Below are 10,011 nucleotides of genomic sequence, written 5' to 3'. Positions count from 1 at the left end.
ACTGTGATCTTGGTCGACACTGTTCTAGCAGGGGCTCTGTTGCTGTTTCCGCCGATTTGACGACACCACGAAATCGCTAACTAAGTGGTCTTGGCGCTAGCCCTCCTTCTCACCCTGTTCACCGGCCGCGAGCCGTTGACCTCCCCCGCTGACCTCCACCCCGCCGACTCGAGCGCGCGCGGTCAGGAAGCATCCCGCGCCAGCAGCACCTGACCATCGCCCTCCCACAGCAGCAGCTCGCCGACGCCGTGGATTGCGGTGCTCACTCGCTCGCCCACTTCGGGTCTCCTGTCGTTCGGTTCACCTGCGTGGACTCGCGAGCCGCCCGAAGCTCATCGCGGATCCGAGGCGCCGCCTTGAAACTCATCACGACGTTCAAGGCGGAGTCACCTTCGGCGCGATCCGGGGAATCAGCCGGTGAAGTCCGCGGCGTGGTCCCGCGCCCAGTCGGCGAACGTGCGGGCGGGGTGGCCGGTCAGCTCATGGACGGTCTGGGTGATCTCGACGGGGCGGCCGTCGTTGGACTGCCACCAGTCCAGCAGCGGGTCGGCGTAGGAGGCGGGGATGTACTCGGCCATCTCCACCTTCCATTCCTGGCGGCTGAGCTGCTTGACGGTGATGTCCCGGCCAGTCACCTCGGCGAGGATGTCGATCTGCTGGGCGAAGGTGAGGGATTGGGGGCCGGTCAGCGTGTACGGCCGGCCGCCCAGGGCGGGGTCGGTGAGTACGGCGAGAGCGGCCTCGGCGACGTCGGCCTCATGGATCGGGTCGTTGTGGGAGCCGGGATAGGGCAGGCCGACGGGCTGGCCGGACTTGATGGACCAGGCCCAGCCCAGCGTGTTGCCGGCGAAGGAACCGGGGCGCAGCGAGGTGGCGCGGACTGGGGAGGCTTCCAGAGCCTTCTCCGCCTCCAGGTGCGACTTGGCGAGCGGGCTGCTTTCGGGGTCGGGGATGAGGACCGCTGAGGAGGACAGCAGCACGATGTGCTCGACTCCTGCGCGTGCGGCCTCTTCGGCGAAGGCGTCGGCGCAGGCCGGTTCGGCGTACAGGAAGACCGAGGTCACCCCCTTCAGCGCGGAGGGGAAGGTGGTCGGATCGGTGAGGTCGCATTTGACGGTCTGCGGGTCGCCCGGCGTGCTGGAGGCCGGACGGACCTCCAGGCCGCGGTCGCGGAGCAGGGCGACGAGGTTTCTGGCGACGGCGCCGCGGCTGCCGGTGACGAGAACGGTCATGGGGGTGTTCCTTTCGAGGGCGTGACATTGCGTGGTAGTCGCCGCATCAAGGGCGCAGCGGATGAGTGTGGTGACGGCCGCACGGCGAGGCTGGGGACCGCGGCCGCGGCCGTGGCCTGGGCGGCGGTGAGGGAGCCGAATCAGACGGAGGTCACCACGGCGGCGCCGGCTGCGGTGTCTCCCTCGAGCTAGAATCTATACGCGACACACATTGTGCGTCACACAAATATTGTGTGACGCACATAAACTTGGGGCATGGAGGGCCGGATGTCAAACCGAGCCGAGTTGATGGCGCGCGTCGTCACCGAGAGTCGGCGGCACTACGCCGCATATGTGCTGTTCAACCAGGCGCTGGCCGACCATCTGGGCCTGCACCCCACCGACCTGCAGTGCGTGTCCCTGCTCGACCTCGAGTCCGGCCCGGTGAGCACCGGGGAGATCGCCGCGCTGACCGGCCTGACCCCCGGCGCCGCCTCACGGTTGGTCGATCGCCTGGAGAAGGCGGGCTTCGTCGTGCGGCAGGCCGACCCGCAGGACCGCAGACGCGCCCTGGTCGCCCTGGCGCCCGACGCGCGCGCCAGGATCGGGGCGGCGTGGGCCATTCCCGGCAACGCCTTCGGAGAAGTCCTCGACCGTTATGACGACGACAAGCTCGAGGTCATCGCCGACTACCTCCGCCGCGCCTCCGACGTGGGTCACGACCAGGCCCGCCGCTTCACCTCCGACAGCTCGTCCCGGACCTGACCGGGCGTCCGTCGCCTGGTCGAAGTTGAAGAAGCCGCTGGAAACGCTGAGGGCTGAATGCTCGTAGAGGGATTGTCTGGGCCCCGTACGAGTTTCAGCGGCGGTCGTCGTAGCCGGGGTCGACGGTTTCCGGGGAGAGGCCCAGGAGGGTGGCCACCTGTTCCACCACCGTGTCGTGGACCATGGCGCCCAGGGTGTCCCGGTCTCTCGCCCTTGCCTCCAGCGGCCGCCGGTACACCACGATCGACGCAGGGTTCTGGCCGCTTGCCGCGTCCGCGCGCCCGAACGGGATCGGGTCCGGGCTCAGGCTGGGGCCGTCGCCCAGCTCGCTGAGCGGCGGGACCTCCTCCACCGCGAACTCCACCGCCGACAACTGGCGCTCCCAGCGGGGGCGGAGCCGGTCCACCGCGTCCAGCACGAGGTCGTCGAAGCGCTCGCTGCGGGACTTGGCCATGGGCACGTGGGAGGGGGCGAGCGGGCCGCGGAGGCCGCGACCGTGGCGATCGCGCCGTCGGGGACCGCGCTTCTGAGTCACGAGGAAAGTCTAAGGGGCCGGTCCGGTGGCTAGGGGGAGTGGTGTCGTCCCGGAACGCATGTTTCCGCGGTGCTCCCTACCTTGGGCAGCGGTCGTCTGGGGGCAGGGAGCATGGGAGCGGAGGACGGGGGGTTCAAGGGGGTGGGTTGCGGGCGGCGGGCAGAGCGTGGAATGCGCGCCCGGAATAGGGCTCCCGGGCGGTGCCCAGGATGGGTGATCCCCCGTTGATTTCGGGGTTTCCGGGGCCGGGGTCTTCGGGGCATGTGGGTGGAAAGGCTGCGACAGGTGTCCGAATTGTGGCGACACGCTCGTTAAGAGCGCTCAGATAGTGGCGCCTCGCACTCTTACCAGATACGGTCCCTCCGTGAGCCCCGTCCGCCGCTGTTCCCGCACCGCCTGCAGTCAGCCTGCCGTCTTCACGCTCACGTACGTATACGCCGACTCGACCGCTGTTCTCGGCCCCCTGGCGACGTACGCGGAGCCACACTGTTACGACCTGTGCGCCGAACACGCCGAGCGGTTGACCGCTCCCCGCGGCTGGGAGGTGGTACGGCTGCCGACGGACGGTGCCTCCCCGAGTTCCGACGATCTCGAGGCGCTGGCCAACGCGGTCAGGGAGGCCGCGCGGCCCACGCCGTCCGGCGGCGGTGAGCCGGTCGGTCAGGGCGTCGAGGTCGGCCGCAGAGGGCATCTGCGCGTGCTGCGGTCGGCCCAGCAGCACCGCGACCGGTAGGCCGCCCCACCCCATCCGGCTGAGGCCTGGCACGCCTGGGCCACCGGCGGGTTCCGGCTGCGCGCCCATGCCTGCGGCCACGATGGGAAACGTTCCAGGACCCTATGTCCCGCGCAGGATCGCTAAGCTGACGAAAGACGCTCGATAGACACGGAGCAACGACCTAGGGGCGGAGCTGGAGAGTGGGCGACCTCGCCAAGATCTTCAAAGCGTACGACGTTCGCGGCGTGGTGCCCGACGAGCTCGACGAGCCGACCGCCCAGGCCGTGGGGGCCGCCTTCGTCGAAGTCACGGGGGCCGAGTCGGTGGTCGTCGCGCATGACATGCGCGAGTCCTCCGTGCCGCTGGCCGACGCGTTCATCCGGGGTGCCCGTTCGCGTGGCGCCGATGTGGTGCACGCGGGGCTCGGCTCCACCGACCTCCTTTACTACGCCAGCGGGAGCCTCGGGTTGCCCGGCGTGATGTTCACCGCCAGCCACAACCCCGCCCGCTACAACGGCATGAAGATGTGCCGGTCCGGCGCGGTGCCGATCGGCGGTGACACGGGGTTGCGCGAGATCCGCGACAGAGCCGCCGAGCTGGTGGGCGGCACAGCCACGCCCAGCGGGTCGTTGATCGAGAAGGACCTGCTGCAGGGCTACGCGCACCACCTGCGCACCCTCGTCGATCTCACGCGCATCAGGCCGCTCAAGGTCGTCGTCGACGCGGGCAACGGCATGGGCGGGCACACCGTGCCCGCCGTGTTCGAGGGCCTGCCGATCGAGCTGACCCCGCTCTACTTCGAGCTGGACGGCACCTTCCCCAACCACGAGGCCAACCCCATCGAGCCACAGAACCTCGTCGACCTCCAGCGGGCCGTGGTCGAGGGCGGCGCCGACATCGGGCTGGCGTTCGACGGCGACGCCGACCGGTGCTGGGTGATCGACGAGCGGGGCGAGTCGGTCTCGCCATCGGCCGTGACGGCGCTGGTCGCGGCGCGGGAGCTGGCCAAATACCCGGGCGCGACGGTCATCCACAATCTGATCACGTCGCTCGCGGTTCCCGAGATCGTGCGCGAGCACGGCGGCGTGCCCGTGCGCACGCGGGTCGGGCACTCGTTCATCAAGGCCGAGATGGCCCGGACGGGCGCCGTCTTCGGCGGTGAGCACTCGGCCCACTACTACTTCCGTGACTTCTGGTTCGCCGACTCCGGGATGCTGGCGGCGCTGCACGTGCTGGCCGCGCTCGGCGAGCAGGGGCGGCCGCTGTCGGAGGCGGTGGAGGTCTACTCCCGCTACCACGCCTCGGGCGAGCTCAACAGCGCCGTGGCGGACCAGGGTGACGCGTTGCGGCGAGTGCGGGAGGCGTTCACGGGACGCGGGGAGTTCGACGAGCTCGACGGGCTGACCGTGACCGGGCCCGGCTGGTGGTTCAACCTGCGGGCGTCCAACACCGAGCCGCTGCTCAGGCTGAACGCCGAGGCGGCCGACGAGACCGAGATGAAGGCGATCAGGGACGAGGTTCTCGCGATCGTGGGAAGGGTGTCAGAGTGAAGATCGACGACTGGCTGCTGGAGATCCTGGCCTGCCCGGCGTGCAAGGCTCCCCTGCGCGCCGAGACCGAGGCCGAGGAGCTGGCCTGCACGGGCTGCGGCCTGATCTATCCGGTACGGGATGACATTCCCGTCCTGCTCGTCGACGAGGCCAGGAAGCCGTGACCTGGGAGCCGGAGCGGCTCGACGACCAGCGTCACCTCAGCGAGGCCGACCCTGGCGGCATGCTCCCGGCGGTGGCCGCCTCCGCGGCCCACGTACGCACCGGCTACCGCACGGCCGTCGAGGCCGAGGTCGTCGCCCGCCTGACCGGCCACGGGCGCCCGCGGGCCATCGTGGTCGCGGGTGTGGGCGGCTCGGGCATCGCGGGCGACATCCTCGCGGCGATCGCCGGCAACGGCGCGCCGCTGCCGATCGTGTCCCTGCGCTCCTACCAGCTCCCCGGCTGGGTGGGCGCCACCGACCTGGTCATCGCCGTCTCCGGCTCCGGCGCGGCCGAGGAGACGCTGTCCGTCGCCACCCAGGCCGTGCGGCGCGGCTGCACGCTGCTCGGCGTGGGCGCTCCGGGCTCTCCGCTGGAGGCCATCGCCACCCAGGCGTCGGCGCCGTACGTGCCGGTGCCCGTCACCGGACAGTCCAGGGCGAACCTCTGGCTGCTGACCGCCCCCCTCATCGTGGCCGCCGCCGGGCTCCGGCTCGTGCAGGCCGACGCCGACGTGTTCGAAGGGGTGGCCAAGACGCTGGAGGACATGGCGCACCGGTGCAGGCCGTCCAGCGAGTCGTTCATCAACCCGGGCAAGTCGCTGGCCATGGACCTGGCCGAGAGCGTGCCGATGATCTGGGGTTCGTCGGCGTTGGCGTCGGTGGCGGCGTACCGGATGGCCTGTCAGCTCAACACGAACGCGAAATATCCCGCCATCTACGGTGAGTTGCCCGAGGCCGATCACAACCAGATCGTGGCCTTCGACGGGCCGCTGGCCGAGCGCGACATCTTCGCCGACACGTCCGGGCGCACGCTCAAGCTCGTCCTGCTGCGCGACGCCGAAGAGCATCCGCAGGTGACGCGGCGGCGCGAGGCGTCGGTACGGCTCGCGAACGATCGCGACGTGCCGGTGACGGAGCTCGCGGCGGAGGGCGTGCACCCGCTGGAACGGATCGCCACGCTGATCGCGCTCGGCGACTACGCAAGCACCTATCTGGCGCTGGGATATGCCGTCGACCCGACCCCTGTGTCGGCGATCACTGAGCTGAAGGCCAGAATTTCGCAATAGGATCCTTTTTCAGGCCTTTGTACGTGATCTTTATGAGTGGAGAAGATCGGTGAGCGCGAGCGGCGGAACGAAAGCGATCATTGCGGCGTTGACCGCGAACCTGGCAATCGCCGTGGCTAAATTCGTGGCCGCGTTCTTCACCGGGTCCTCCTCGATGCTGGCGGAGGGCATCCACTCGGTGGCCGACTCGGGCAACCAGGTGCTGCTGCTGATCGGTGGCAAGCGGGCGGCCAGGGCCAGCACCAAGGAGCACCCCTTCGGCTACGGCCGCGAACGCTACTTCTACGCCTTCGTGGTGGCCGTGGTGCTGTTCACGATCGGCGCGGCGTTCTCGATTTACGAGGGTGTGCACAAGCTCTCAGACCCGCATGCGAAGGTGGAGTCGCCGATCTGGGCGTTCGCGGTGCTGATCTTCGCGATCATCGCCGAGGCGTTCTCGTTCCGTACGGCGATCAAGGAGTCGAACGCGGTACGCGGCAAGCAGTCCTGGGTGGCCTTCGTCCGCCGGTCCAAGTCTCCTGAGCTGCCGGTCATCCTGCTGGAGGACCTGGGCGCGCTGCTCGGTCTGATCTTCGCCCTCTTCGGCGTGACGATGGCGGTCATCACCGGCGACGTCGTCTGGGACGCCATCGGCACCCTGATGATCGGCGTGCTGCTGGGCCTGATCGCGGTCGTGCTGGCCATGGAGACCAAGTCGCTGCTGGTCGGTGAGGGCGCCACGCCCGAGATGGAGGCGCAGGTCCGGACCGCGCTGGAGAGCTCGCCCGAGGTGGACAGGGTCATCCACATGCGCACGCTGCACCTGGGGCCTGAGGAGCTGCTGGTGGCGGCGAAGATCGCGGTGGCGCACGACGGCACGGCGGCCGAGGTTGCTCATGGCATCGACGAGGCCGAGCGCCGCATCCGCGAGGCCGTGCCGATCGCCCGCGTCATCTACCTGGAGCCCGACCTGGACCGCCTGCGCACCACCGCTTCGGGTTCGCCCTCCGAGGCCACCTCGGGCTGAGCGCGTTCGCCCGCGTCCCGGCCCGATCGTGAGCCCGGCGCGGGCGGTGTCATGAGGTGAGCTGGGCCGGACGCAGCCAGGGGAGCCGCAGGCGACCCCGTTGCGAGCGGCCCAGAGTGATGAACGCCTCGGCCTGCAGCGCCGAGATCCCGATGCGCGGCAGGTCGCGGGCGTTCGGATAGACCACGAAGCGGGGCTCCCAGATCGGCCGGAACTTGGCGTTGAACCGATACAGCGACTCGATCTGGAACCAGTGCGACAGGAAGATCAGCAGCGCCCGCCACGCGCGCAGCACCGGGCCGGCGCCGAGGCGCTCCCCGCGGGCCAGGACCGCCCGGAACATGGCGAAGTTCAGGGAGACCTGCGTGATGCCCAGGGCGGGCGCGGCCTGGAGGGTCTTGACGATCAGCAGTTCGTTGAGCCCGGGCTCGGCGTCGCGGTCGCGCCGCATGAGATCGAGCGAGATGCCGTGCGGTCCCCACGGCACGAAGTGCAGCACCGCCTTGAGCTCGCCGTCCTTGTGGGCGGTGCACACCAGGCAGTCGGCGTCCCCGGGGTCGCCGAAGCGGCCGAGCGCCATGGAGTAGCCGCGTTCGGTCTGGGTGCCGCGCCATGAGTCGGCCGCCTGCCGGATGCGTTCCCTCTCCGGCTCGGTCAGATCGGCGGTGCGCCGCACGCGGCAGGTGTAACCGGCGCGCTCGGTCCTGTTGACCATCTGCCGGACGTTACGCATCGCGCGGCCGTCCAGCGTGAAGTCGGCGACCTCGATCACGGCCTCGTCGCCGATCTCCAGCGCGGACATCCTGGCCTCACGGGTCCACACCTCGCCGCCGGTCTCGCCGCAGCCGATGACGGCGGGCACCCAGGCGTGCCGCCTGGCCTCGTTCATGAACGTCTTGATCGCCGCGGGCCAGGCCTCGCGGTCGCCGATGGGGTCGCCGCTGGCCAGCATGACCCCGGACACCACGCGGTAGGCGATGGCCGCCTTGCCCGAGGGGGAGAAGAGCACGCTCTTGTCCTGCCGCAGCGCGAAGTAGCCGAGCGAGTCGCGTTCGCCGTGCTGGGCGAGCAGGCCGCGCAGGCGCCGCTCGTCGTCCTCGGTGAGCTCCGCGATCGGGCGTTCAGGACGCAGCGCCAGGTAGAGCGTGGTGACGGCGGTGAGCGTGCCGAGCGCGAGCAGCGAGAAGTAGACCAGGTCGGAGACCCGCTCGACGGTGAACGTGACCGGTCCCTCGATGCCCGCGAGGCCCAGGAGGACGTGTTCGAGGCGGTCGAGCACGCTCGGATGGCCCACGAGCATCCGGGGCCGGGCACTGACGATCACGTACCCGAGACCGAGGTCGATGGCGCCGAGCACGAGCAGGTTGCCCAGTGCCCGCCAGCGTGAGCGCGGGTCAGGGAGTGCGGAGAACTCGCGCCTGCCCGCCACCAGCAAGGCCAGCAGCGCGAGGCTGATCACGGCCGAGGTGGGGCGCAGGTGGATGAAGCTCACGACGGCGCTGGCCGGCAGCAGCACCACGACAGCGCGCCAGGCCCGCACCTTCCCGCGGCGCAGCGCGTGCGCGATCATCACCAGCATGATGCCGACGACCAGCGAGGACGCCCTGGCGACGGTCGAGACGATGCCCGGCAGAAGGTCGGACCACTCGCCCATCCGGGTGTGCTCGAAATGGGGGAACACGGCTTTGCCGATGTCCAGCAGGCCGATCGCCAATGACGCGTAACCGGCGACGGCTGGGATCCAGGAACGCTTCACACCTCACATTGAAGACCTGGCCTGGTAATGCGCTTGTTAACTCGCTGCTTACGCGCCGGCAGGTATCCCATTTCTTATGGGACTCACCTCGATGGGGCTGCTGGTCACCACCGCGGTGCTCGCGGTGGCGGCGCTGGTGGCAACGGTGTGGTTGTGGCCGCGGCTGGGCGCGAGCAGTTGGGGGGTCGTGCTGGGCCGGGTGGGGGTGCTGGCCGTCTGCCAGGTGCTCACGCTGGCCACCCTGGGGCTGGCGCTGAACTCGTACTTCGCCTTCTACAGCACCTGGAGCGACCTGCTGGGCACCGACACGGCGACGGCGCCGATCACGGTCGCCGCCACGGGTCTGCAGGTGCTCGGCAGCCGCGCGGTGCCGGGCGGGCGCATCGAGCAGGTGATCATGCCGGGGCCGTCCACGCGGCTGAGCGAGGAGGCGTACGTGTTCCTGCCGACGGCGTACCTGAAGCACAGGACGGAGCACTTCCCCGCGATCATCGCCCTCACCGGCTACCCGGGCGACCCCCGCAATCTCATGACCCGGTTGGACCTGCCGGGGCGGATGGCGAAGGCGATCGCCGAGGGCCAGGTCAAACCCACGATCCTGGTCATGATGCGGCCCAGCGTGGTGCTGCCGCGCGACACCGAGTGTGTGGATGTGCCGCGCGGGCCGCAGGTGCAGACGTACTTCGCGAACGATGTCAAACAGGACATGATCGCTCACTACCGGGTGGCCTCGGGGCGGGACTCGTGGGGGATCCTGGGCGGCTCGACCGGTGGCTACTGCGCGCTCAAGATCGTCATGAGTCATCCCGAGCAGTTCTCCGCGGCCGTCTCGCTGTCGGGCTACTTCAAGACGATCATCGACCGCACCACCGGCGACCTGTTCCAGGGGGACAAATCGGTCGAGCAGCGCAACGACCTCATGTGGCGGCTGGCGCACCTGCCCGCGCCCGCCGTGAACGTGCTCGTCACCAGCAGCAAGAAGGGTGAGAGCGACTATCCCGCGACAGTGCGCTTCCTGGCTGCGGTGAAGCCGCCGATGCAGGCGTCGTCGCTGTTCCTGCCCAGCGGCGGCCACAACTTCAACACCTGGAACCGGGAGCTGCCGCAGGCCCTCCCATGGCTCGCCCAGCAACTCGCCACCCCTGCCGCCTGATCCGGGGGTTCCGCCTGCGGAGTGGGGTCCGCTACGGGTGGCCCCGCATG

10 protein-coding genes are annotated in these 10,011 nt (G+C 69.7%); 7 read left to right on the top strand and 3 right to left on the bottom strand.

The features are described from left to right. Nucleotides 1–410: 410 nt before the first annotated feature. Nucleotides 411–1,232: an SDR family oxidoreductase gene (locus tag ACIBVN_RS57125; protein ID WP_397150728.1), complete on the bottom strand. Its 822-nt coding sequence runs from the start codon at nucleotides 1,230–1,232 to the stop codon at nucleotides 411–413. Nucleotides 1,233–1,499: 267 nt separating this feature from the next. On the opposite strand from ACIBVN_RS57125, the gene ACIBVN_RS57120 reads away from it, so the two are divergent. After that, entirely contained in the window at nucleotides 1,500–1,976 is a 477-nt protein-coding gene (locus ACIBVN_RS57120; RefSeq protein ID WP_397150726.1) for a MarR family winged helix-turn-helix transcriptional regulator, read from the top strand. Between the two features lie 94 nt (nucleotides 1,977–2,070). Here ACIBVN_RS57120 and ACIBVN_RS57115 read toward each other — a convergent pair whose 3' ends face one another. Beyond that, nucleotides 2,071–2,511 (bottom strand): metallopeptidase family protein, encoded by a 441-nt coding sequence (locus tag ACIBVN_RS57115; RefSeq protein WP_397150724.1) that lies wholly within the window; start codon nucleotides 2,509–2,511, stop codon nucleotides 2,071–2,073. A gap of 364 nt (nucleotides 2,512–2,875) precedes the next feature. Between ACIBVN_RS57115 and ACIBVN_RS57110 the strand changes: the two genes are divergently transcribed. The 5 genes from ACIBVN_RS57110 to ACIBVN_RS57090 all read left to right on the top strand — a co-directional run bounded on the left by ACIBVN_RS57110 (nucleotide 2,876) and on the right by ACIBVN_RS57090 (nucleotide 7,052). Next, nucleotides 2,876–3,244, top strand: coding sequence for a DUF3499 domain-containing protein (locus ACIBVN_RS57110; RefSeq protein WP_106236645.1), 369 nt, complete (start codon nucleotides 2,876–2,878; stop codon nucleotides 3,242–3,244). A gap of 182 nt (nucleotides 3,245–3,426) precedes the next feature. Further along, the gene (locus tag ACIBVN_RS57105) at nucleotides 3,427–4,776 is read left to right on the top strand and encodes a phosphomannomutase/phosphoglucomutase (protein WP_397150722.1); all 1,350 of its coding nucleotides are present in this window, start codon (nucleotides 3,427–3,429) and stop codon (nucleotides 4,774–4,776) included. Next, nucleotides 4,773–4,940 (top strand): Trm112 family protein, encoded by a 168-nt coding sequence (locus ACIBVN_RS57100; RefSeq protein ID WP_106236648.1) that lies wholly within the window; start codon nucleotides 4,773–4,775, stop codon nucleotides 4,938–4,940. Before ACIBVN_RS57105 ends, ACIBVN_RS57100 begins: the two co-directional genes overlap by 4 nt. Then, nucleotides 4,937–6,046 carry an SIS domain-containing protein gene (locus ACIBVN_RS57095; RefSeq protein ID WP_397150720.1) on the top strand — a complete coding sequence of 370 codons (1,110 nt, stop codon included), beginning with the start codon at nucleotides 4,937–4,939 and terminating at the stop codon, nucleotides 6,044–6,046. Before ACIBVN_RS57100 ends, ACIBVN_RS57095 begins: the two co-directional genes overlap by 4 nt. A gap of 49 nt (nucleotides 6,047–6,095) precedes the next feature. Continuing rightward, the gene (locus ACIBVN_RS57090; RefSeq protein WP_397150718.1) at nucleotides 6,096–7,052 is read left to right on the top strand and encodes a cation diffusion facilitator family transporter; all 957 of its coding nucleotides are present in this window, start codon (nucleotides 6,096–6,098) and stop codon (nucleotides 7,050–7,052) included. Nucleotides 7,053–7,101: 49 nt separating this feature from the next. Here ACIBVN_RS57090 and ACIBVN_RS57085 read toward each other — a convergent pair whose 3' ends face one another. Then, nucleotides 7,102–8,808 carry a phosphatidylglycerol lysyltransferase domain-containing protein gene (locus tag ACIBVN_RS57085; protein WP_397150717.1) on the bottom strand — a complete coding sequence of 569 codons (1,707 nt, stop codon included), beginning with the start codon at nucleotides 8,806–8,808 and terminating at the stop codon, nucleotides 7,102–7,104. A gap of 76 nt (nucleotides 8,809–8,884) precedes the next feature. Here ACIBVN_RS57085 and ACIBVN_RS57080 point away from each other — a divergent pair, with 76 nt between their 5' ends. Next, nucleotides 8,885–9,961 carry an alpha/beta hydrolase gene (locus tag ACIBVN_RS57080; protein WP_397150715.1) on the top strand — a complete coding sequence of 359 codons (1,077 nt, stop codon included), beginning with the start codon at nucleotides 8,885–8,887 and terminating at the stop codon, nucleotides 9,959–9,961. Nucleotides 9,962–10,011 lie beyond the last annotated feature (50 nt).

Origin of the sequence: Nonomuraea sp. NPDC049400, from assembly GCF_044466425.1 — a bacterium.
GTDB lineage: Bacteria > Actinomycetota > Actinomycetes > Streptosporangiales > Streptosporangiaceae > Nonomuraea.
This window is presented reverse-complemented; position numbering and strand designations above follow the sequence as displayed.

Excerpts from the sequence above, each read along its gene's own strand:
- ACIBVN_RS57125 (WP_397150728.1), bottom strand. The coding sequence starts at position 1,232 with ATGACCGTTCTCGTCACCGGCAGCCGCGGCGCCGTCGCCAGAAACCTC.
- ACIBVN_RS57120 (WP_397150726.1), top strand. The coding sequence starts at position 1,500 with ATGTCAAACCGAGCCGAGTTGATGGCGCGCGTCGTCACCGAGAGTCGG.
- ACIBVN_RS57080 (WP_397150715.1), top strand. The coding sequence starts at position 8,885 with ATGGGACTCACCTCGATGGGGCTGCTGGTCACCACCGCGGTGCTCGCG.